This is a genomic window from Sphingomonas panacis (assembly GCF_001717955.1).
Lineage (GTDB): Bacteria > Pseudomonadota > Alphaproteobacteria > Sphingomonadales > Sphingomonadaceae > Sphingomonas > Sphingomonas panacis.
This window is the reverse complement of sequence record NZ_CP014168.1, coordinates 2,613,094-2,633,804: the sequence shown is the minus strand read 5'-3', so window position 1 is coordinate 2,633,804 and position 20,711 is coordinate 2,613,094. Positions and strand designations below refer to the sequence as shown.

Annotated in this window: 24 protein-coding genes, 1 tRNA gene and 1 pseudogene; 11 read left to right on the top strand and 15 right to left on the bottom strand. The window is 67.1% G+C overall.

Annotated features, from left to right (window positions below; translation table 11 throughout):
• Window positions 1-24 precede the first annotated feature (24 nt).
• The 10 genes from murD to J0A91_RS11975 all read right to left on the bottom strand — a co-directional run bounded on the left by murD (window position 25) and on the right by J0A91_RS11975 (window position 10,955).
• On the bottom strand, window positions 25-1,401 hold the full coding sequence (gene murD, locus J0A91_RS12020) for a UDP-N-acetylmuramoyl-L-alanine--D-glutamate ligase (RefSeq protein ID WP_240501987.1): 1,377 nt from the start codon (window positions 1,399-1,401) through the stop codon (window positions 25-27).
• Between the two features lie 112 nt (window positions 1,402-1,513).
• Window positions 1,514-2,584 carry a phospho-N-acetylmuramoyl-pentapeptide-transferase gene (gene mraY, locus J0A91_RS12015; RefSeq protein ID WP_069205110.1) on the bottom strand — a complete coding sequence of 357 codons (1,071 nt, stop codon included), beginning with the start codon at window positions 2,582-2,584 and terminating at the stop codon, window positions 1,514-1,516.
• Window positions 2,585-3,958 carry a UDP-N-acetylmuramoyl-tripeptide--D-alanyl-D-alanine ligase gene (locus tag J0A91_RS12010; protein WP_069205109.1) on the bottom strand — a complete coding sequence of 458 codons (1,374 nt, stop codon included), beginning with the start codon at window positions 3,956-3,958 and terminating at the stop codon, window positions 2,585-2,587.
• 121 nt (window positions 3,959-4,079) lie between these two features.
• Window positions 4,080-5,495, bottom strand: a complete 1,416-nt coding sequence (locus tag J0A91_RS12005) for a UDP-N-acetylmuramoyl-L-alanyl-D-glutamate--2,6-diaminopimelate ligase (RefSeq protein WP_069205108.1) — start codon at window positions 5,493-5,495, stop codon at window positions 4,080-4,082.
• The gene (locus tag J0A91_RS12000) at window positions 5,492-7,231 is read right to left on the bottom strand and encodes a peptidoglycan D,D-transpeptidase FtsI family protein (RefSeq protein WP_069205107.1); all 1,740 of its coding nucleotides are present in this window, start codon (window positions 7,229-7,231) and stop codon (window positions 5,492-5,494) included. Before J0A91_RS12000 ends, J0A91_RS12005 begins: the two co-directional genes overlap by 4 nt.
• Window positions 7,228-7,821 (bottom strand): hypothetical protein, encoded by a 594-nt coding sequence (locus J0A91_RS11995; protein WP_069205106.1) that lies wholly within the window; start codon window positions 7,819-7,821, stop codon window positions 7,228-7,230. Before J0A91_RS11995 ends, J0A91_RS12000 begins: the two co-directional genes overlap by 4 nt.
• A complete protein-coding gene (gene rsmH, locus J0A91_RS11990) occupies window positions 7,821-8,768 on the bottom strand; it encodes a 16S rRNA (cytosine(1402)-N(4))-methyltransferase RsmH (RefSeq protein WP_069205105.1) in 948 nt (315 codons plus the stop codon). Before rsmH ends, J0A91_RS11995 begins: the two co-directional genes overlap by 1 nt.
• A complete protein-coding gene (locus tag J0A91_RS11985; protein WP_069205104.1) occupies window positions 8,765-9,265 on the bottom strand; it encodes a division/cell wall cluster transcriptional repressor MraZ in 501 nt (166 codons plus the stop codon). Before J0A91_RS11985 ends, rsmH begins: the two co-directional genes overlap by 4 nt.
• A 354-nt stretch (window positions 9,266-9,619) precedes the next feature.
• Complete coding sequence (locus J0A91_RS11980) at window positions 9,620-9,913, bottom strand: hypothetical protein (protein WP_069205103.1); 294 nt, start codon at window positions 9,911-9,913, stop codon at window positions 9,620-9,622.
• Between the two features lie 49 nt (window positions 9,914-9,962).
• Entirely contained in the window at window positions 9,963-10,955 is a 993-nt protein-coding gene (locus tag J0A91_RS11975; RefSeq protein WP_069205102.1) for a cysteine synthase A, read from the bottom strand.
• 99 nt (window positions 10,956-11,054) lie between these two features.
• Between J0A91_RS11975 and J0A91_RS11970 the strand changes: the two genes are divergently transcribed.
• The 6 genes from J0A91_RS11970 (at window position 11,055) to aat (ending at window position 14,311) form a co-directional block, all read left to right on the top strand.
• A complete protein-coding gene (locus tag J0A91_RS11970) occupies window positions 11,055-11,318 on the top strand; it encodes a type II toxin-antitoxin system VapB family antitoxin (protein WP_169833134.1) in 264 nt (87 codons plus the stop codon).
• A gap of 20 nt (window positions 11,319-11,338) precedes the next feature.
• Window positions 11,339-11,707 (top strand): type II toxin-antitoxin system VapC family toxin, encoded by a 369-nt coding sequence (locus J0A91_RS11965; RefSeq protein ID WP_240501986.1) that lies wholly within the window; start codon window positions 11,339-11,341, stop codon window positions 11,705-11,707.
• Window positions 11,708-11,735: 28 nt separating this feature from the next.
• Window positions 11,736-12,206: a DNA-deoxyinosine glycosylase gene (locus J0A91_RS11960; RefSeq protein WP_240501985.1), complete on the top strand. Its 471-nt coding sequence runs from the start codon at window positions 11,736-11,738 to the stop codon at window positions 12,204-12,206.
• A 179-nt stretch (window positions 12,207-12,385) separates the two neighbouring features.
• Window positions 12,386-12,763 (top strand): hypothetical protein, encoded by a 378-nt coding sequence (locus tag J0A91_RS11955; RefSeq protein ID WP_069205099.1) that lies wholly within the window; start codon window positions 12,386-12,388, stop codon window positions 12,761-12,763.
• Window positions 12,764-12,842: 79 nt separating this feature from the next.
• The gene (locus J0A91_RS11950; RefSeq protein WP_069205098.1) at window positions 12,843-13,556 is read left to right on the top strand and encodes a ParA family protein; all 714 of its coding nucleotides are present in this window, start codon (window positions 12,843-12,845) and stop codon (window positions 13,554-13,556) included.
• Complete coding sequence (gene aat, locus J0A91_RS11945; RefSeq protein WP_069205097.1) at window positions 13,553-14,311, top strand: leucyl/phenylalanyl-tRNA--protein transferase; 759 nt, start codon at window positions 13,553-13,555, stop codon at window positions 14,309-14,311. The genes J0A91_RS11950 and aat overlap by 4 nt, the downstream gene beginning before the upstream one ends.
• A gap of 35 nt (window positions 14,312-14,346) precedes the next feature.
• On the opposite strand, the pseudogene J0A91_RS25130 reads toward aat, so the two are convergent.
• From J0A91_RS25130 to J0A91_RS11920, 5 genes and pseudogenes are all read right to left on the bottom strand, one after another.
• Window positions 14,347-14,580 (bottom strand): annotated as a pseudogene (locus J0A91_RS25130) (DUF2155 domain-containing protein); the annotation flags it as partial.
• A 194-nt stretch (window positions 14,581-14,774) separates the two neighbouring features.
• The gene (locus tag J0A91_RS11935) at window positions 14,775-15,167 is read right to left on the bottom strand and encodes an NADH:ubiquinone oxidoreductase subunit NDUFA12 (RefSeq protein WP_069205096.1); all 393 of its coding nucleotides are present in this window, start codon (window positions 15,165-15,167) and stop codon (window positions 14,775-14,777) included.
• Between the two features lie 42 nt (window positions 15,168-15,209).
• On the bottom strand, window positions 15,210-15,719 hold the full coding sequence (locus J0A91_RS11930; protein ID WP_420852831.1) for a DUF192 domain-containing protein: 510 nt from the start codon (window positions 15,717-15,719) through the stop codon (window positions 15,210-15,212).
• On the bottom strand, window positions 15,720-16,307 hold the full coding sequence (locus J0A91_RS11925) for a cold-shock protein (protein WP_069205094.1): 588 nt from the start codon (window positions 16,305-16,307) through the stop codon (window positions 15,720-15,722).
• Between the two features lie 54 nt (window positions 16,308-16,361).
• Window positions 16,362-16,901 (bottom strand): RecX family transcriptional regulator, encoded by a 540-nt coding sequence (locus tag J0A91_RS11920; RefSeq protein ID WP_069205093.1) that lies wholly within the window; start codon window positions 16,899-16,901, stop codon window positions 16,362-16,364.
• Window positions 16,902-17,016: 115 nt separating this feature from the next.
• Here J0A91_RS11920 and J0A91_RS11915 point away from each other — a divergent pair, with 115 nt between their 5' ends.
• From J0A91_RS11915 to J0A91_RS11895, 5 genes are all read left to right on the top strand, one after another.
• A complete protein-coding gene (locus J0A91_RS11915) occupies window positions 17,017-18,783 on the top strand; it encodes a fatty acyl-AMP ligase (protein ID WP_069205092.1) in 1,767 nt (588 codons plus the stop codon).
• Window positions 18,784-18,854: 71 nt separating this feature from the next.
• Window positions 18,855-18,931: transfer RNA gene (locus tag J0A91_RS11910), tRNA-Trp, on the top strand.
• Window positions 18,932-19,082: 151 nt separating this feature from the next.
• Entirely contained in the window at window positions 19,083-19,280 is a 198-nt protein-coding gene (gene secE, locus J0A91_RS11905; protein WP_069205091.1) for a preprotein translocase subunit SecE, read from the top strand.
• Window positions 19,281-19,294: 14 nt separating this feature from the next.
• On the top strand, window positions 19,295-19,831 hold the full coding sequence (gene nusG, locus J0A91_RS11900; protein WP_069205090.1) for a transcription termination/antitermination protein NusG: 537 nt from the start codon (window positions 19,295-19,297) through the stop codon (window positions 19,829-19,831).
• A 243-nt stretch (window positions 19,832-20,074) separates the two neighbouring features.
• Window positions 20,075-20,395 carry a hypothetical protein gene (locus tag J0A91_RS11895; protein ID WP_069205089.1) on the top strand — a complete coding sequence of 107 codons (321 nt, stop codon included), beginning with the start codon at window positions 20,075-20,077 and terminating at the stop codon, window positions 20,393-20,395.
• The last annotated feature ends 316 nt before the right edge of the window (window positions 20,396-20,711 follow it).

Sequence of the window (20,711 nt, the reverse complement as noted above, 5' to 3'; positions counted from 1 at the left end):
TCCACAAGGAGGTCTTCTTCTCGCTCACCTGAGCGCCTCGACAGCGGCGCGGAAGGCGTCGCCGCGCTGTTCGAAATCGCGGAACTGGTCGAACGATGCGCAAGCGGGGGAGAGCAGCACGGTATCGCCGGGCCTGGCGTTGGCGGCGGCGCTTGCGACGGCGGCGGCGAGCGTGCCCACCTCCTCCACCGGCATGGTGTCGCGCAGGAGTGCCGCGAACGCGGGTCCGGCCTCGCCGATCGTATAAGCGCGCGCGACATGGCCGAAATGCGGGCGGCAGGCGTCGAGATCGGCGCCCTTGGCCTTGCCGCCGACGATCCAGTGGATGCGATCGAACGCGGCGAGCGCCGGCGCGGTGCTTTCGGGGTTGGTGGCCTTGCTGTCGTTGACGAAGGCGACGCCATCGCGGGTGGCGATCCGCTCCATGCGGTGGGGGAGGCCGGTGAAGCTGGCCAGCCCGGCTTCGATCGCCTCGTCCGAAATGCCCAGCGCCTCGCACGTCGCGATTGCGGCGAGTGCGTTCTGGGCGTTGTGCGGACCTTGCAGCGACGGCCAGCGCGACTGGTCCATCTCGCCGGGCTCGATCTTGGTGAGGATGTCGGGTGCGAGGCTGCGCGCGATTGCCGCCGAGGCGGCGTCGTCGATGCCGATCACCGCCGCGTGGCCGGGCGCCTGCATCGCGAACAGCCGCGCCTTCGAGGCGGCATAGCCTTCGAAGCCGTCATAGCGGTCGAGATGGTCAGGGGTGATGTTGAGCAGCACCGCGACATCGCAGTCGAGGCTGCAGGTCAGATCGATCTGATAACTCGACAGTTCGAGCACGTACACGCCACCTTCCGGCAGCGGTTCCTGTGCGAGAATGGGGAGGCCGATGTTGCCACCCATCAGGCTCGGCACGCCGGCGATTTGCAGGATATGGTGGATCAGCGCGGTGGTGGTGGACTTGCCGTTTGTGCCGGTGATGCCGACGACCTTGTGCGCCGGGAGCGTTGCGCGGGCCTGCGCGAACAGCTCAATGTCGCCGATGATGGGAATGCCTGCCGCGCGCGCTTTGGCGGCGACCGGGTGACGGTTGAGCGGGACGCCGGGAGAGACGATCAGGCCGTCGAAGCCGGTGAGATCGATGGCTTCGGGATCGGCGAATGACAGACTCCCTCTCCCCCCTTGCGGGGAGAGGGTGGCCGAGCGCAGCGAGGTCGGGAGAAGGGCAGTAGGAAGCGTTGCGCTGCTGGACTGCCCCTCTCCCCTGAGGGGAGAAAGCGCATCCCGCTTCGCCGCATCCGAATCCCACGCCACAACCTCAGCCCCGCCCGCCAGCAGCGCGCGCACAGTCGCTGCGCCGGACCTTGCCAGCCCCAGCACCGCGAAGCGTTTGCCGCGCCAGGCGGGGCTTGCGATCATGTTTCCGTGCTCCCGCGAAAGCGGGAGGCCAGAGCCACGGGCGTTGCCGCTTGTGGCTCTGGATCCCCCCCTGCGCGGGGATGCGGTGATGGCGCTGCGATCCGCATCGCCTTCACCGCAATTTCAGCGTCGAAAGGCCGGCCAGCGCCAGCACCAGCGCGACGATCCAGAAACGCACGACGACGGTCGATTCGGCCCAGCCGAGCTGCTCGAAATGGTGGTGGATCGGCGCCATGCGGAACACGCGCTTGCCGGTGCGCTTGTACCAGAACACCTGGATGATGACCGACATCGCCTCGACCACGAACAGCCCACCGATGATGCCGAGCACGATTTCGTGATGCGCCGTCACCGCGATCGCGCCAAGCGCGCCGCCGAGCGCGAGACTGCCCGTATCGCCCATGAACACCGCCGCCGGGGGCGCGTTGAACCACAGGAACGCCAGCCCCGCGCCGACGATCCCGCCGCAGAAGATCGCCAGTTCGCCCGCGCCGAACACATGCGGGATGCCGAGATACGTTGCGAACTTGGCGTTGCCGGCGAGATACGCGATCAGCATGAACGCCACCGCCGCGATGATGACCGGCATGGTCGCGAGCCCGTCGAGCCCGTCGGTCAAATTCACCGCATTGCCGAACGCGACGATCGTGAACGCCGCGAACAGGATGTAGAAATAGCCGAGATCGATCGAGATTCCGGTGACGAACGGCAGATACAGATGCGTGCCGTTCTGATGGACGATCATCGCGCTCGCCGCGATCGCGATGGCGAATTCGCCGAGCAGCCGCACGCGGCCCGAGACGCCCGCCGTGCTCGCCTTGCGGACCTTGTCGTAATCGTCGAGGAAGCCGATCGCCCCGAAGCCCAAAGTCACGAAGGTGCAGGCCCAGACGAACGGGTTCGACAGGTCCATCCACAGCAGCACCGACACGACGAGGCTGGTGAGGATCATCAGCCCGCCCATCGTCGGCGTACCGCGCTTGGCGAAATGCGATTGCGGGCCGTCGAGCCGGATTGGCTGCCCCTTGCCCTGTCGAATGCGTAGCCAGCCGATGAAGCGCGGACCGATCAGCAGCCCGAGGAACAGCGCGGTCGCCACCGCCGCGCCGGTACGGAAGCTGAGGTAGCGAAACAGGTTCCAACCGCCGTGGAAGTGGAACAGCTCGGCGATGAAATAGAACATTTACCCAATCCCGCTCCGCAAGGCCGCGACCACCGCCGACAACCCCACGCCGTTCGAACCCTTGATGAGAACCGCATCGCCCGGCGCGAGCAGCGCCCGGAGGCTCCGCTGCGCGGCTGCGGCGTCGGGCACATGGACGAAATCGCCCTGCCCCTCAAGCGCGTTCGAAAGCGCGCGCATGGATTCACCGACCAATATGCCCGTCTCGACGCCCGCCGCGCGGATCGGCCCGGCAAGCGCAGCGTGATAGGCGTCGCTATCCGCGCCCAACTCGCGCATCTCGCCGAGCACGACGAGTTTGCGGGTTGCGTCCTGCTGCGCCAGCACCGCCAGCGTGGCGCGCATCGACGAGGGATTGGCGTTGTAGCTTTCGTCGATCACCAGCGCTTCGCCCGCACCGACCGGAACGGTGAAGCGCGCGCCGCGACCCGTCAGCCCCTCCATCTCGGCAAGCGCGAGACCGGCGAGCGCGAGGTCGCCGCCCGCCGCGCGCACCGCCGCCAGCACCGCGAGCGTGTTCGACACCCAATGCGCGCCGGGCTGGCTGATCGTGTAATTGAGTTCGCTCTCCCCGAGCCGCGCGGTGACGAACGTGCCGCCCGAGGCGACCGGCATCGTCTCGATCGCGCGGACATCGGCGCCCACGCCCGAGCCGAAGGTGACGATGTGCGCGGCGTAAGGCGCGGCGGCGGCGATCAGCCGGTCGCGGTGCGGGCTGTCGAACGGGATGATCGCGGTGCCGCCGGGTTCGAGGCCCTGGAAGATCTCGCCCTTGGCGTCGGCGATCGCGGCCTCTCCCGAGAAGAAGGCGGTGTGCGCGGGCGCAATCGCCGTCACCAAGGCGATATGCGGGCGCACGATGCGGGTGAGCGCGGCGAGTTCGCCAGAATGGTTCATGCCCATTTCGAACACGCCGAAACGGCTCTGCGCGGGCATCCGCGCGAGGCTCAGCGGCACGCCGGTATGGTTGTTGTAGCTTTTGACAGAGCGATGCGCTTGGCCCCGCGCGCCACGATCGAGCGCGGCGAACAGCGCTTCCTTGGTGCCGGTCTTGCCGACCGAGCCGGTGACGCCGATGATCTTCGCGTGCGTGCGCGCACGCGACGCGCGGGCGAGCGCTTCCAGCGCTGCGGTCGTATCGGCGACGCGAACGTGCGGGTGCGCGGTGTCGGCGCTGACGATCGCGCCGGCTGCGCCTTGCGCGAAGCACTGGTCGAGGAAGCGATGGCCGTCGGTAGCCTCACCCTTCAGCGCGATGAACAGGTCGCCGGGGCCGACTTCGCGCGAATCGAACGCGACACCGGAGACGGTGAAGTCGGTGGACGCGGTGCCACCGGTCGCGGTGGCGATCTCGGCGGAAGTCCAGAGGGTCACTTATCCCCTCCCAACTGTGGGAGGGGTCGGGGGAGGGCCTGTCCGGGCGGAGCGCATTTCGACATACCCTCCCCTAACCCCTCCCGGGCGCGGGAGGGGGATTTTGTTGCGTGTCGGGCCATCATCCCGCCATCTCGCGCGCCACGCTGACATCGTCGAACGGCAGCACGAGATCGCCGACGATCTGGCCCTGCTCATGGCCCTTGCCCGCGATCAGCACGATATCCTGCGGCCCCGCCCCGGCGATCGCGGCGCCGATCGCCTCCCGCCGCGACCGGATCTCGACCGCATCGGGCGCGCCGGCCAGCACCATCGCCCGGATCGCGGCGGGGTCTTCACTGCGCGGATTGTCGTCGGTGACGATAACATGGTCGGCCTTGGCGGCGGCGACGCGGCCCATGTCGATCCGCTTGCCGGTATCACGATCGCCCCCTGCGCCGAACACGACGATCAGCCGCCCGCCGACATGCGGGCGCAGCGCGGCGATGGCGGCGTCGAGCGCGTCGGGGGTGTGCGCGTAATCGACATAGACCGGCGCGCCGCTCCGCGCGATCACCGCGCGTTCGAGCCGCCCGCGCACCGGCTGGAGCCGGGCGAGCGCGGCGAGCGTCGCCGTCGCGTCGCCGCCGGTGGCGATCACCAGCCCGGCCGAGACCAGCGCGTTCGCCGCCTGGTAGGCGCCGATCAGCGGCAGCGTGACACGGTGGGTCTTGCCATCATGCGCGACGGTCAGCGTCTGGCCGAGCAAGGTCGGTTCGCGCGAGACGAGGCGCAGCGTTTCGCCCTGCACGCCGACCGAGACGACCGCGATTCCGAGCGCCTGCGCGACGCGCGCGACCTCGGCGGATGCCGCATCGTCAGCCCACAGCACCGCTGTCGCGCCGGGGGTCAGCACCTCGCCGAACAGCCGCAGCTTGGCGGCAAGATACGCCTCCATCGTGCCGTGGTAATCGAGGTGATCGCGGCTGAGGTTGGTGAACGCCGCCGCCGTCAAGGGCACGCCTTCGGTGCGATATTGGTCGAGGCCGTGGCTCGACGCCTCGAACGCGAGGTGCGTCACACCTTCGCGCGCCAGGCCGGCGACGTTGGACAGGAAGGTGACGATGTCGGGCGTGGTGAGGCCGGTCGACACGCGCTCGTCGGCGGTGGTCACGCCGAGCGTCCCGATCGACGCGGCGTGGAAGCCCGCCATCCGCCAGAGCTGGCGCACCATCTCGACGGTCGAGGTCTTGCCGTTGGTGCCCGTCACCGCCACCGCGGTCGGCGGGAACGGCGCGAAATAGCGCGCGGCGAGCTGGGCGAATCGGCGGCGTGGCTCGGCATCGGCGACATGCACCGCCCCCTCGACCTTCGCCACCGGGCGCGCGACGACGGCGACCGCGCCGCTCGCGATTGCCGCTGCGATATAATCCTCGCCGTTGAAGCGGGCGCCGGGGAAGGCGCCGAACACCGTGCCGGGCGCGACCTTGCGATGGTCGATCGCGAAGCCCGTCACCGGCACGTCGGGCGCGCCGGGAATCAATGCCGATAGCTTCATTGTTCCTCCGCACCGGTCGGCGCCTGGGCGCCCGCGACGAGGGTCAGCATCGGACGGAGATCGGCGAGATCGACCTCGCGCCGCGCGTCCGGCATCACGCCGAGCATCGCGCCGGTCCGCGCGATCACGCGCCCCACCACCGGCGCCGCGTTCCACGCCGCCGTCTTCCAGCCGAACGTCTCCTTGGTGCCGAGCGGCGAATCGAGCATCGCCAGCACAACATAGCGCGGCGCGTCCATCGGGAAGGCGGCGACGAAGGTCGCGACGTTGCGCGAGTGATCGTAACCGCCGTTCGATGCAGCCTCGGCGGTGCCGGTCTTGCCGCCGACGCGGTAGCCCGGCGCGTCGCCCTTGCGCCCGGTACCGTACAGGCAGACGAGCCGGAGGAGCTGCCGCATCCGCGCGCTGGTCTGTTCCGACAGCACGCGCCGCCCGGCCGGTGCGTGGCCCGGCGCGACCTTGAGCAGAGTCGATGGCCGCCACACGCCCCCGTTGACCAGCGCGGCATAGGCGCTGGCGAGTTGCAACGGCGTGATCGCGATGCCGTGACCGTAGGCGGTCGTCATCGTCGTGGTCCGCGCCCAATAGCGCGGCCACAGCGGATGCGCCTTTTCGCGCACCTCGATCTCGGGCTTCGAATCGAAGCCGAGCTGGCGGAACATCGCCTGCATCCGCGCCGCGCCGATTTCGTCCGCGATCCGCGCGGTGGCGACGTTGGACGAATAGATCAGCGTCTCGGGGATGTTGAGCCAGCGCTTCGGATCGCCGCGCTCGTCGTGGATGGTGAAGCCACCGACCTTGAGCGGCGCGGTCGCATCGAACCGGCGCGCCATCGACGTAACGGTGCCGCTCTGGATCGCGGTCGCCATCGTGATCGGCTTGAAGGTGGAGCCGAGTTCGTACACGCTCTGCGTCACATTGTTGCGCAGCGCGTCGCTGGGGGTGCCGCCGATCTTGTTGGGGTTGTACACCGGCAGCGACGCCATCGCGATCACCTCGCCGGTATGCACGTCGAGCACGATACCGGTCGCGTTCCTGGCGCTGAACGTCACCATGGCGCGGCCGAGTTCGCTCTCCATCGCCGCCTGCACGCGCGCGTCGAGCGACAGCGACACCGGCACGCCGCGCTCGGCCGGGCTGCTCAGCCGTTCGTCGAAGGCGCGTTCGATGCCGGCGCGGCCGGCGATGTTGGGATCGTCCCCGCTCGGCCCGATATAGCCGAGCGCGTGCGCCGCGAGAGTCGATTGCGGGTAGAGCCGCTCGGGCTCCTGCGCGAAGACGATGCCAGGCTCGCCGAGATCGTGGATCGAATTGACCAGAGCCGGCGATGCATGCCGGTCCAGATAGGTGAAGTTCGCCTTCATCCCGAGCTTGGCGTAATACCAGTCCGCGTCATGCCCCGGCATGATCTTGACCAAAGCCTCGGCGAGCGCGCGCTTGTCGCCGAGCACCTCGTGCGGGCGCACGCCGACCGTCCAGGCGTCGATCGTTCGCGCAAGCGGCTCGCCGTTGCGGTCGAGGATGTCGCTGCGCACCACCGGATTGACCGCGACACCGCGCGCATCCGCCGCCGACCCGAACAGGCCGAGCAGGGCGATCTTGCCGATCACCACCAGAAACCCCGCGCCGAGGAACAGCATCAGGATCATCAGCCGGACATGCGCGGTCGCGATCAGCGCGTGGCGCTGACCGCTCGACCGGCGCTGCGGCAGGGGGCGGGCAAGGAAAGTGCTCATCGCGCCCGGCGCGATTCCGCCCGCGCGGACGACAGCAGATCGCCAACGGTCGAATCGCTCAGCAGCTTGCGGTCGAGCATCGCCACCGCCTGCGCCTTGGCGCGCTTCGCGGTGGTCGGCTTGACGGCGGCGACCGCGGCGACGGGTGTGGGCTTCGCCGGTGTAGCCACCGGCGCCGGCGTGCGAACCGGGGCGACGGCGGCGGTCTCGACCTGCGCGGGCGTGGCGGCGGCGGGCGAGTCCGTTACCGGCGGCGCGGGCACGAACGACGCGGTCTGGATGTCCGCCGTACCTGGCTGGCGCACGTCGATCGCGGCGAGCGCCGCCTCGTCGGCGACGAACTGGCCCGCGCCGGGAGCGACCAGCCGCAACGTGTCGTTGTTCCACTGGTCGAGCTGGGCGAGGTTGGCGCGAGTCTCGAACTCGGTTTCGAGCGCACGGATGTCGCGGCGCGCCTGGACGATGTCGGCGACGGTGCGGTCGAGCTTCTTGCGCTCCGCCGCGACCTGAAGCGGCACCAGCAGAAAGCCAAGCGCCACCGCGACACCAGCCAGAAACCAGCCAAGGGTCTTCCACGCAAGCCCAAGCATTACAACGCTCCCTCATTCACCCAAGCCGCAGCCGCCGTCCGCTGCGCGACCCGTAACGTCGCCGATCGTGCGCGCGGGTTGCGCGCAAGCTCGGCCTCACCCGCGCGCACCGCACGCGCGACATTCTCGAAACTCGGTTCCGCCTTCGCCGCGACTTGCGGCAGGTGGCGCGACCCGCCCGGCAGCCCGCCGCTGCGCTCACGGAAGAAGCGCTTCACCAGCCGGTCCTCGAGGCTGTGGAACGTCACCACCGCGAGCCGGCCGCCCGGCCCGAGCGCGCGCTCCGCCGCCGCGAGACCATCGGCGAGTTCACCCAGTTCGCGGTTGATGTGAATGCGGATCGCCTGGAAGGTCCGCGTCGACGGGTCTTTCTTGTCGTGCGGCTTATACCCCAGCGCTTTCCTGACCACGTTCGCGAGTTCGGTGGTGCGCGTAAGCGGCCGCGCCGCGACGATCGCGCGCGCGACCCGCCGCGAGCGCGGTTCCTCGCCATATTCGTACAGCACGTTGGCGATCAGGGTCTCGTCGGCGGTATTGAGGAAATCGGCGGCGCTCTCGCCTTCCTGGCTCATCCGCATGTCGAGCGGGCCATCCTGCTGGAAGCTGAAGCCGCGCTCGGGCCGGTCGAGCATCATCGAGCTGACGCCGATGTCCATCACGACACCATCGACCGGGAGCGCGTCGCGCGCGGCAAGCTCGGCTTCCAGCGCGGAGAAGGTCGCCGCGATCAGCGTCAGCGCGCCGCCCGACTCGGCGACCAGCGCCTGACCGTCGGCGATCGCATCGGGATCGCGATCGAACGCGAACACCCGCCCGCCGGCGGCGAGGATCGCGCGCGTGTAACCGCCCGCGCCGAAGGTCGCATCGACCTGCGCCGAACCGGGTTGCACCGCGAGCCCTTCGAGCACCTCGTCGAGCAGCACGGGGATGTGCGGAGCATCACTCACAGCACGATCCCCTTCTCGGCGCACTGGAACTCGACCGCTTCTTTCAGGAACGGGTCGATCCCGTCGGTCTCGATCATCACGCGCGGCGACCAGATCGTGATCCACTTGAACGTGCCGTGGAAGAAGGCGACCTCCTCGATGCGCGCATAGCGGCGCTCGAACGCGGGCATGATGAAGCGGCCGCTACCGTCGAACGGCAGCGTTTCAGCCGCACCGGCGCGGGCGAGGATGTTGTAGTCCGACGTGCCGGTTGCCGCGACATGCGCTTCGTCGCGCACCTCGCACTCGCGCTTGAGCGTTTCGATGAAGCCAGGATCGTAGGCGATCAGGCAGCGATAGGTCGGGTGCGGAGCGATGATGACGGTACCGCCATCCTTGCCGTCGTCGCGCGGCGCGTTCTTGGCGAGCGTGGTGCGGAGTGCGCTGGGAATAGCGACGCGGCCCTTGTCATCGACAAGGCCAAGTCCCTTTCCCTGATACTCCTGCCGGTCCCCCACTTGCCACGCTCCACAAAGTGACAGGCACGCCGATCCCGGCCCGAAAAACGGCTCTTTTCAGCCGCTCCGGTGAGAATCGCGCAGGCGAGATAAAGCTGCCCCTGTCGGAGACGGAGGTATCATAGGGCCGTTCGGGGATACAAGGGGAAATCCGGGGATTTGGCGGGATCAGCGCTATCCGCTTCGATTATCCGGGGAATTATTTAGCGGCATTTCCGTACGTTCTCGTGATGTTCGCATACACGGCCGAACGCGCCCGGAAATTCCCGGCGCGGAGGCGAGTTCTGGCGTGATTTCCCGGCTTTTCCCCGAGCCGGGCAGAGGGTGCGCGATCACTGCCCGGTCACAGGGCAGTCACTGGGCGCGAGCTGCGTCCGACGCATTGTCGGCCGCCGATGAACTCGGCGCGACACCAAGCTCGGCGAGCGGTTCGTTGGTGGCCTTGTCGCTCGGCATGGCGGCGTTGTCCGCCGTGCGCTGCATCGTGTGTGTCCGCGCGTTGGCGGCGAGCAGCACCGGCCGCTCCTTGGTCGCCGTCGCGAAGACCGCAGCGGCGAGGCCGATCAGCAGCAGCACAGCCGCGAGGCCGATCATGCCGACCTTGGCGCGGTGGCTCGCATGGCCCGGATCTGGTACGATGATCTTCATACTGTGGCAGAAATGTAACGCAAAAAAATCCTATTGTCGATGCCCTGCCTCAGCTCGTCGCAAGCCAAGGGAAAACCGGCAGGCCTTTCGCCTCCAGCCAGTCCTTATTGTAGAGCGATGACAGGTACCTGAACCCGGTGTCGCACAAGATCGTCACGACGCGGCTGCCCGGCCCAAGCTGCCGCGCCAGCCGCACCGCGCCGGCGACGTTGATGCCCGACGACAGGCCGAGACACAGCCCTTCCTCCGACAACAGCCGGCTGACCCATGCGAGTCCCTCCTCGTCCGAAATGCGGAACTGCGTGTCGATCGGCGCGCCTTCGAGATTGCCGGTGATGCGCCCCTGCCCGATCCCCTCGGCGACCGACGACCCTTCCGAGCGAAGTTCGCCATGCGCGTAATATTCGTAAAGCGCGGCGCCGTGCGGATCGCTGAGCGCGATGCACACGTTTTCGTCCTTGGCCTTCAGCCCCATGCCGACGCCGGCGATCGTGCCGCCGGTGCCAGCCGCGCAGGTGAAGCCGTCGATCCGCCCCTCCATCTGCGCCCAGATCTCCTCGGCGGTGCCGGTGATGTGCGCGCGGCGGTTGGCGATATTGTCGAACTGGTTGGCCCATACCGCGTTGGGCGTTTCCTCGGCGATCCGGCGCGAGGTGTGTACGAAATGCCCGGGGTTCGAATAGGGCGCGGCCGGCACCAGCACGAGTTCGGCACCCAGCGCGCGCAACGTGTCCATCTTCTCGCGGCTCTGCGTCTCGGGCATCACGATGATCGTCTTGTAGCCCTTGGCATTGGCGACCAGCGCCACGCCGATGCCGGTATTGCCCGCCGTGCCCTCGACGAACGTGCCGCCGGGCTGGATCACGCCACGCGCCTCGGCATCCTCGACGATGCCGAGCGCCGCGCGGTCCTTCACCGAGGCGCCGGGATTGGCGAACTCGCATTTGCCATAAATCTCCGCGCCGGCGGCCTCGCTCGGCCCTTTCAACAGGACGAGTGGCGTGTTGCCGATCAGGGCGAGCGTGCTGGGGGCGGTGTGCATGCCCCTCAAATAGCGACGACGCCGCCGCCCGCAATCCATGCTTGCCTCGCTGGCACCAATCTCTGCTTGTGGTATAAGGTCCGCCTGCGGAGGTATAGCGTGGGCGAACAGTTCAACATCAAGGACGCCGAAGCGGTTCGACTGGCGCGCGGACTCGCCGAGGCGCGCGGCACGACCGTGACTGCCGTGATCCGCGCAGCCCTGGAGCGTGAGGCGCGTGAGCAGGACGCGATGGTCCAGGAGAAAGTACGTCGAATCAAAGCGGCTGCCGCCGAGGTGCGAAAGCATCTTCCCGAGGATTGGAAGGGGAAGACCTCGAAAGAGATCATGGACGAGATTTACGAGGACGGTTTGCCCAAATGATTGTCGATAGCTCGGCTATCATGGCGGTGATTCTTGATGAACCCGATGGTGATATGTTCGCGACCCGGATGGCGGCGGCGCCGGTCAGGCGTATCTCGGCTGGAAACTGGATCGAGCTTTCGGCGGTACTGACACGTCGTAAAGATCCCGCTCTTGCCGTCGCATTGGCGATCTTCAACGCCGAAACAGAACTCACGATCGAACCCGTCACAGTCGAGCAAGCACAGATCGGCGAGGCCGCGTACCGAACTTACGGCATCGGCACCGGCCACCCCGCGCGGCTCAACTTCGGCGATTGTTTCGCCTATGCCCTCGCCAAGGCGACCGGCGAGCCCTTGCTGTTCAAGGGCGACGATTTCGCCCGTACCGATCTCGTCGCGGCGGCCTGAGCTGGCGTTCAAACAGTCTTTTCCGCCCGTGGTCGATCCCCGCGTGCGCGTGCTGGTGCTCGGCAGCCTGCCGGGGGAACAGTCGCTTGCGGCGCAGCGTTATTATGCCAATCCGCAAAACCAGTTCTGGCGGCTGATGTCAGGGGTGGTCGACGAGGATCTCGTGCCGCTCGACTATGATGCGCGGCTGGCGCGGCTGCTCGCCAGCCGGGTCGGGTTGTGGGACGTGGTGGCGAGCGCGCAGCGGACGGGCAGCACCGATGCGGCGCTGCGCGATATCAGCGCCAACGATCTCGCCGCGCTCGTCGCAACTTTGCCCGATCTGCGCGCGATCGGCTTCAATGGCGGCGCCTCGTACAAGCACGGGCTGCGCCAGCTCGGGCCGGCGGCGTCACAATACGCGATCCATCCCCTGCCCTCCAGCAGCGGAATGCACACGGTCGGCCTCGATGCGAAACGGCCCGCGTGGCGGGAACTGGCGCGGTATCTGGACGTCTGATTCGCTGAAAATTCCGCGCCGCCGCATTATGAACGGGACCTGCCCGGGCATGGATTTTGCGCCCGTTCGAAAGATTTATCCGACAAATTCCACGGCTTGAGCGGTAGCAATGAAAAAACACTTTATTGCGCAAGCAAGAGAGTTGACGCGATGTTTCGCATAGGCGAAGCAACCGCACCATGAAGAAACTGCTCCTCCCCGCCGCCGCGCTTGCGCTCGTGTCGCTTGCAGCCTGCAACACCAAACCGACCGAAGTCACCTCGACGTCACCCGACCCGAACGCCGCCGAGCTCGCCAAGCGCAAGCCGGTAGAGCTGCCGCCGTCGATGACGTCGGAAGTGACGTTCCGCTGCAAGGACCAGAGCGTCTTCATCGTCGACTTCTTCCAGGGCGACAAGCAGGTGCTCATCAAGCCGGAGAAGGCAGGCAGCCTCACCAAACTGACCGCCGAGAAGGCTGGAGATCCGTACAAGGCCGACGGTTACGAACTGACCGGCGACAAGACCGGCATCACGCTGACCCTGCCCGGCAAGCCAGCCCAGGCCTGCAAGGCGTAAAAACTCGCGGGTGGTGCGGTGCCGACGCCTAGCGTTCGGCACCGCCACGATATAGCGTCTCGCGTCAGGAGGTGCCTTCGTGTCGACCATCGCGATCTACAGTCTCAAGGGTGGCGTTGGTAAAACCACGCTCACCGTAAATCTCGCGTGGTGTTCGGCAACGCTTTCGGCCCGGCGCACCTTGTTGTGGGATCTCGACGCACAGGCCGCCAGCACCTTCATGCTCGCAACCGGAACTGCTCGCGAAGCGGCGCAATCGGTGTTCCTCAAGGATGCCGATGCAAGCGACCTGATCCGCAAGACCGCCATTCCCCGCCTCGACCTGATCGGCGCCGACGCGTCGCTGCGCGGACTCGACGTGCTGTTCCACGAACTCGACCGCAAGAAGCGGCTGCAGAAGCTTCTGACGGGCTTGCGAAAACACTATGATCGCATCCTGCTCGATTGCCCGCCTGGGCTGACCGAGACGAGCGATCAGGTGATGCGCGCCGCCGACCTGATCGTTGTGCCGGTGATCCCCTCGCCGCTGTCCGAACGCGCCTTCGCCGAAGTGCTCAGGCACCTCGGCGCCAAGGCCAACGTGCTGCCGGTACATTCGATGGTCGATCGCCGCCGCAAGCTCCATGCCGCCGCGCTCGAAGCGCATCCCGACTGGCCGGTGATCCCGATGGCGAGCGTGATCGAATCGATGGCCACGCGGCGCGAACCCGTCGGTGCGTTCGCGGGGAAATCCGCGAGCGGACAGGCCTTCGCGCAGCTCTGGCAGGCGATCGAGCGCCGCCTCGCCGGATGAGAGCGCCGCGCAGCGACGCGCCGGCCGGCACGCTTCAACTCGATCCGCAACTCGTGCTCGGCGCCTATTCGGTCGGCGTGTTCCCGATGGCCGATTCGCGCGATGCCGATAGCGTCTATTGGGTCGAACCACGCCAGCGCGCGATCCTGCCGCTCGACGGTTTCCATCTCTCGCATTCGCTTAAGAAGACGGTCGCGAGCGACCGCTACCGAGTCACCGCCGACACCGCCTTCCCGCAGATGATCGGCTTGTGCGCGCAAAGCGTGGCCAACCGGCCCGACACCTGGATCAACGGCCAGATCGAGAGCGTGTTCTGCGAACTCCACGCGATGGGCTTCGCGCATTCGGTCGAAGTGTGGGACGGGCCGACATTGGTCGGCGGCCTCTATGGCCTCGCTCTCGGCCGCGCGTTTTTCGGCGAAAGCATGGTCAGCCGCGCACGCGATGCCTCGAAGGTGGCGATCGCATGGCTGGTGGCACGGTTGCGCTTCGGCGGGTTCACGCTGCTCGACTGCCAGTTCATGACCGAACACCTCGCCTCGCTCGGCGCGCTCGAAGTGCCGCGCGCGGCTTACCTCGCGTTGCTGGCGTCCGCGTTGGACGGCTCGGTCGGCGTCGCCGGCGCACTGTCGCCCTCGGCGGGCGCCGATTTCTTCGCGCTCGACCGCGCCTCGCCGGAGTCGTTGCCGATCGCGACCGTATCGGGGCCGCCCGCCGGGAAAGTCATCGCGCAGCTCTTGGGCCAGACGTCGTAGATCGGGTTGAGCACGACGTTGAGCGACGGACGCTCCTTGTAGAGCCAGCCTGAAAAGACGCGGTGCCATTTCGCGTCATATTGCTTCACGTCGAGCTGGACGAAAGCGCCGGTATAATGGTCGGGTTCCCACGGCGCGGTCTGTTCGCACGCGCGCAGATGGATCACCGCATCACCGACCCGCGCCGCCTGGCCGGGCTTGAGCGTCACCTCGCGCGTCGCGCCGTTGCGCTTGTTGAGCACGCCGAGCACCGCGACGCGCTGCGCCATCGGCGTCGCACCGGCGGAAGGATCGCTGCCCTGATCGACATCGACCGTGACGATGTCGGACGGGCCGCTTTCCTCTTCCAATGCGGTGCGCGGCGCCGTCTTGGCGGTGTTGGACGACTCCGAAGACTGGTCCTTGTCGCAGCCGCCGCAGGCGAGCAGCGCGACGAGCGCCACCCCGCCCAGCAGCCGGACGGTCACGCGTCCGGCGTCCAGGCTTCGTAGTCGCCCGTCGCGGCAGCGCGGTGGCCACCCTTTTCGAGTGCACCGGGCGGACGATAGGCGAGCGCGGTGCCGGTCATGTTCGCGACCGCCGGCTTCTGCCAGACGCGCGGCGCTGGCAATGCGCGATCGGGAACGTCATCGACCTGATGGTGAAGCCAACTGAACCATTCGGGCGCGACCAGGCTCGCGTCGTTCGAGCCGCTGTAGATCACCCAGCGGCGCGGATTGCCCGCAGTATCCTTACCACCCTCGTAATAGACGTTGCCAAGCGCATCCTCGCCGACCCGCGCCTTGCCGCGCAGCCCGATGATGGTGCCAAGGGTGGCGCCGGTCCACCACGTAAACGGATTGAGGTTCAGTCCCATATGCGCCGCTTAGCCTGTGGCGCCGCCGCCATCAACCGCGATTCAGCGCTTGGGCGCGCCAGCCGGCCCGCCGTCCCACCGCACCGTATCGCCGGCGCTGATGTCGAGATCGAGCGCACGCCCGCCGCGAAGCTCCAGCACCGCCGCGACCGGCTCGCCCGAGGGGATCGGCGCTTGCGAAAACGGCGGCGACTGTTCGGCGATCCGCGCGATCGTGCCGTCCGGCCGGATGAAGAGAATGTCGAGCGGGCTTGGCGTGTTCTTCATCCAGAATGTTGCCGCGCGCGGCGCGCTACCTTCGGGCGGATACGGATAAAAGAGCATGCCGCCATCGGCCGGAATGTCGGTGCGGTACATCAGCCCTCGTTCCTGCGCCGCCGCGGTCTTCGCCTGCTCGACGGTGAAGGCGTGTTTGCCACCCGCGCCCGAGATGGTGACGACGATCTTTGCCGGGCCAGCGCCGTTCGCGGTGGGATCGCCCTGCGCGCAGCTTGCCAACGATAGGCTCGTCGCCAGCAAACCGGCGATCACCAACGCCAGTTTCACCCGTATTTACCCAGCCATCTGAACGAGCACCGCCAGCGGCCCCTTGGCGCCATCGACGATTCGGGCGCTGAGCATCTGCTCGGGTTCGACCTCGCCCAGCCCGGCGCGGCGCAGCGTTTCCATGTGGACGAACACGTCCGCATTGTCGCTCGCACGGATGAGGAAGCCATAGCCCTTGAGGCGGTTGAACCATTTCACCTGCACCGGCTCGAATGCACCCGCCGATTCCAGCAGGGCGGTGGGATCGACGCGGTCGCCGCTCGCGCGCACCCGCACCGGCGGCTCGACCGCGTTGGTGAGGTCGATCGTCAGGATTTCGGTGGCTTGCAACCCGCGCTCGCGCGGCGCCGCCAGACACTCGATCCGCGCGCCCTCGGGCACGCTGCGACGACCATGCAGGCGCAGCACCGAAAAATGGATCAGGATATCCCCAACGGAAGGATCGTCCGCGACCATGAAGCCGAAGCCGCGCGTCACGTCGAACCATTTCACCACGCCAGCATAGGCGCGCGCCGGCGGATCGCCCGCCCCGGCGCTTCGGTCCGTATCCGTCCAGCCGCTGCCGTCAGCAGCACACACAATTTCGTTACGCATGACTAACAATCCCCCGGAGAATGAGAATAGCATGCAAGAGCGCGTTAAAAAAGATCACTCCAGCACCTCCAGACCTTCTCCCGGCACCATTTTTACGATTTTTCGCGCAATATCCATGTCGTGGCCAGCACGGATCATCGCCGTGATCTGCTTTTCGCGCAACGCCCGGTCGGCGATGTCGGCCGCGAACGGTCCGATCCGCCGGCGCCGGGCGAAGGCGAGCGCCGCCGCGAGCGCCCCCGCCGCCACGCTCGGCGCGATCGCAGCGGCATCCTCGGGGCCGATCCCGGCCGCCCGCAGCGCACCCGCGACGCGCCGCCGCCCAAGGCCGCGGCGCAGCATCGCCCCCGCCTTCGCTTCGCCGAACGCACGATCGTCGATATAGCCGAGCTCGGCGAGACGCTCGGCCAGCGCGGCCGGGTCAGGCGGCTCGCCCTCCCATCCGCGCTCGCGAATCTTGCGGTTGAGATACGCCGAGAGCCGTCCGCGTGTCGTCGCGAAGCGCTCGACATAGCGTAGCGCAAGCCGTTCCAGCGCCGCGGCATCGAGCGGCGGCGCGCTGCGACGACGCTCCTCGGGGGTGGCACGAGACATTGCGCCATCATTGTGCCACAGTCGAACCCGATTTTGAACGCTTGGCGTAAGCAGGGGTGCTCGCTTAAATCGCGGCGGAGATGGATTAAATCCGCAACCAAGGGCGCAGACGATAATGACGACGAAAATTGCGGGATCAGGCGACGCGCTGGAAACCCCGGTGGCGGCCGCCACCCCGACCGAAGATGCGCTGACGCGGCGCTTCGCCGATTTCGCCACGCTGGGCGATGCGCTCGACTACGCGGCGAGCGGTGCGCGCGGGCTCAACTTCCACGATGCGCGCGGCAACCTGGTACTCCCCTATACATTCGCCGAGCTGCGCGCCGATGCACTGGCGACGGCACGACGTCTGATCGCGGCGGGCGTCGCACCGCGGGACCGTATCGCATTGGTCGCTGAAACCGGCCCCGAGTTCGCGGCACTGTTCTTCGGCGTGGTCTATGCCGGCGCGTGGCCGGTGCCGCTGCCGCTGCCGACCTCGTTCGGCGGACGCGAATCGTATATCGAACAGCTCCGCGTCCAGCTCGCGAGCTGTGACCCCAAGATGCTGATCTATCCGCCCGAACTGGCGCAAATGGCCGGCGAGGCCGCGCGGCTCGTGAATGTGGACGGCATCGACTGGAGCGAGTTCGCGATGCGCGACGCGCCCGAGGCGGCCCTCCCGCCGGCCGCGCCGGATGACATCGCCTATCTGCAATATTCGAGCGGCTCGACTCGCTTCCCGCACGGCGTCGTCATCACCCATCGCGCGCTGCTCAACAATCTCGCCGCACACGCCCACGGCATGCAGCTTGAGATGCAGGATCGCTGCATCTCGTGGCTGCCCTGGTATCACGACATGGGTCTGGTCGGCTGCTTCCTCTCGCCGATCGCCAACCAGGTCTCGTGCGATTACCTCAAGACCGAGGATTTCGCGCGCCGTCCGCTCGCGTGGCTCGACATGATCTCGCGCAATCCCGGCTCCACGATCAGCTATTCGCCGACCTTCGGCTATGACATTTGCGCGCGCCGCATCTCCAGCCAGACCCGCGCGGGCGACCGGTTCGACCTGTCGCGCTGGCGGCTCGCCGGCAACGGCGCCGACATGATCCGCCCCGATGTGATGCAGAGCTTCGTCGACGCCTTCGCCGATGCCGGCTTCAAGGCGAGCGCGTTCCTGCCGAGCTACGGCCTCGCCGAAGCGACGCTCGCGGTGTCGATCATGCCGCCGGGCGAAGGCATCCGTGTCGAACTGGTCGAGGAGACTCAGCTCTCCGGCGTCGCCGCCGGGCAGGACCGGCCGCAACGCTATCGCGCGATCGTCAATTGCGGCAAGCCGGTGCGCGACATGGCGGTCGAGATTCGCGAAGAAGACGGCACCCCCCTGCCCGAGCGTGCGATCGGCAAGGTATGGTGTTCCGGCCCATCGGTGATGGTCGGCTATTTCCGCGATGCAGAGGCGACCGACGCCTGTCTGGTCGATGGCTGGCTCGACACCGGCGACATGGGCTATCTGTCGGACGGCTACATCTACATCGTCGGCCGCGCCAAGGACATGATCATCGTCAACGGCCGCAACCACTGGCCGCAGGATATCGAATGGGCAGTCGAACAACTGCCCGGCTTCAAGGCCGGTGACATCGCCGCCTTCGCGATCACCACCCCCGGCGGCGAGGAAACCCCCGCCGTGCTCGTCCAGTGCCGCAGCTCGGACGACGCCGAGCGCGTGCGGTTGCGCGACGAAATCCGCGAGCGCGTCCGCTCCGTCACCGGCATGAACTGCGTGATCGAACTGATCCCGCCGCGCACGCTGCCGCGCACCTCCTCGGGCAAGCTCAGCCGCGCCAAGGCGCGCAACCTGTACCTCAACGGCGAGATCAAGCCCTACGATCTCGCCGCGTAAGCGATTTTACGCGGGCAGGCGCGTCAGCGCTTGCCCGCCGCGTGGCGGCGCGCTAAGGACCGCGTCCGCACAGGGGTGTAGCTCAGTTGGTTAGAGCGTCGGTCTCCAAAACCGAAGGCCCTCGGTTCGAGTCCGAGCTCCCCTGCCACTCTCCTTCTCGCCGCGCTTGATTTTCCGGATCGCCGGCAGTATCGCTTTCCCCATTCCGAAATCGGGAACATTCGTCGTCGGTCCCTTGGCGGGACCGGGCGGCGGACCCATGTCCCCGGTTCCGGCGCTAACCAAAGCGAGTACAGACAGTGGCGAAGACGACCCCGATCGAATTCTACCGGCAGGTGCGCGCGGAAACCGCCAAGGTGGTTTGGCCGACCCGGCGCGAGACGATCATGACCGGCGTCATGGTGATGATCATGACCACGCTGTTGGCGGTGTTTTTCTTCGGGGTGGACACGATCTTCGAGCTGATCGTGAAATACCTGCTCACCCTCGCGAACTGATTACGGGACGATACATGGCACGCTGGTACATCATTCACGCGTATTCGGGTTTCGAGGGCAAGGTCCGCGATTCGATCATGGCCGAGGCGACCCGCATGGGCCTCGAACAGCTCGTCGAGCAGATCGAAGTGCCGACCGAGACGATCACCGAGGCGCGGCGCGGCAAAAAGATCGCGGTCGAGCGCAAGTTCATGCCGGGCTATGTGCTCGCCAAGCTCAACATGAACGACGACGTGTACCACCTCGTCAAGAACACCCCCAAGGTGACCGGCTTCCTCGGCTCGATGGGCAAGCCCCAGCCGATCAGCGAGGCCGAGGCCGCGCGCATGCTCAACTCGAAGGAAGAAGCCGCCGCCGCCCCCAAGGCGAAGGTCAAGGTCGATTTCGAGATCGGCGATTCGGTCAAGGTGCTCGACGGCCCGTTCGCGAGCTTCAACGGTCTGGTCGAGGAACTCGATTTCGACCGCAGCCGCGTCAAGGTGTCGGTGTCGATCTTCGGCCGCGCCACCCCGGTCGAACTGGAATTCGAGCAGGTCGAGCGAAGCAAGTAAGGCGAAGCCGCACGCGGATAGCGCAGCTATCCGCGAGACGGCGCCCGCCCGGCCGGCGGGTCGGCGCAGCCGAACCCGTCCGACGACGCGGCTTTGCCGCGTCGGGGTTTGCAGCCTCGTCCGCCGACCCCAAACCCGCCGTTGACGGCCACCGCGCCAGGGCCACCCCCCGAAGCGATACGGGCGGCACTCCTCGCGGCGTTGATGATGTGCTCAGGGTGTCCCGACGCCTGCGAGAACACCGTGGCCTCGCGCAGCCTTTCGCCCGATGGCAAACACGTCGCGGTGCTGTTCCGGCGCGATTGCGAAGCGACCACGGGCTTTTCCCGCGCAAATCTCGGTATCGGGCGCCAGCGGCGTCCCTTCCGGTTCCGGGAACAGATTTTCATCGCGGATGACGATCATGGTGCCGCCCGCATCGGCAGTTGGGACGGATCATGGGCCGAAACGAAGTGGCTTTCGGCGGACCACCTCCTCATCCGCTATGCCGCGAAATCAAGACTGTTCAAGCAGAACGCGCGCGTTTCGGACGTGAGCGTCGTCTACCTGGTCCGCGGCAGTTAAGGCCCAATCCACGTCGTTCAGAGTCGCAATCGTCGGACGTGAAACCTGCCGTTGGTTCATCTCCGACGCGAAGGCTGGAACGACGAGGCCTGGGACTTTCCTGCCATCCCTCCGCGGTTCGTCGAACGGCAGGTCTGGCCAGAAGCGGACATGTGGCTTCGCCGGCACGGGACTGCGAAATAACAGAGATCGGACCGAATTCTGCAATCTGGTTACAGACGCATTGTCTCAAAAGCAGATGCTGGAAGTTCGCGCAGAATCTTCATCAAAATATGCAAAACACGCGAATTGGTGGAACCGAGGGTGATCGCATCGG

Coding starts and splice junctions, on each gene's coding strand:
- murD (WP_240501987.1), bottom strand. CDS start 1,401: ATGATCGCAAGCCCCGCCTGGCGCGGCAAACGCTTCGCGGTGCTGGGG.
- mraY (WP_069205110.1), bottom strand. CDS start 2,584: ATGTTCTATTTCATCGCCGAGCTGTTCCACTTCCACGGCGGTTGGAAC.
- J0A91_RS12005 (WP_069205108.1), bottom strand. CDS start 5,495: ATGAAGCTATCGGCATTGATTCCCGGCGCGCCCGACGTGCCGGTGACG.
- J0A91_RS12000 (WP_069205107.1), bottom strand. CDS start 7,231: ATGAGCACTTTCCTTGCCCGCCCCCTGCCGCAGCGCCGGTCGAGCGGT.
- J0A91_RS11995 (WP_069205106.1), bottom strand. CDS start 7,821: ATGCTTGGGCTTGCGTGGAAGACCCTTGGCTGGTTTCTGGCTGGTGTC.
- J0A91_RS11980 (WP_069205103.1), bottom strand. CDS start 9,913: ATGAAGATCATCGTACCAGATCCGGGCCATGCGAGCCACCGCGCCAAG.
- J0A91_RS11975 (WP_069205102.1), bottom strand. CDS start 10,955: ATGCACACCGCCCCCAGCACGCTCGCCCTGATCGGCAACACGCCACTC.
- J0A91_RS11965 (WP_240501986.1), top strand. CDS start 11,339: ATGGCGGTGATTCTTGATGAACCCGATGGTGATATGTTCGCGACCCGG.
- J0A91_RS11955 (WP_069205099.1), top strand. CDS start 12,386: ATGAAGAAACTGCTCCTCCCCGCCGCCGCGCTTGCGCTCGTGTCGCTT.
- aat (WP_069205097.1), top strand. CDS start 13,553: ATGAGAGCGCCGCGCAGCGACGCGCCGGCCGGCACGCTTCAACTCGAT.
- J0A91_RS11935 (WP_069205096.1), bottom strand. CDS start 15,167: ATGGGACTGAACCTCAATCCGTTTACGTGGTGGACCGGCGCCACCCTT.
- J0A91_RS11925 (WP_069205094.1), bottom strand. CDS start 16,307: ATGCGTAACGAAATTGTGTGTGCTGCTGACGGCAGCGGCTGGACGGAT.
- J0A91_RS11920 (WP_069205093.1), bottom strand. CDS start 16,901: ATGTCTCGTGCCACCCCCGAGGAGCGTCGTCGCAGCGCGCCGCCGCTC.
- J0A91_RS11915 (WP_069205092.1), top strand. CDS start 17,017: ATGACGACGAAAATTGCGGGATCAGGCGACGCGCTGGAAACCCCGGTG.
- nusG (WP_069205090.1), top strand. CDS start 19,295: ATGGCACGCTGGTACATCATTCACGCGTATTCGGGTTTCGAGGGCAAG.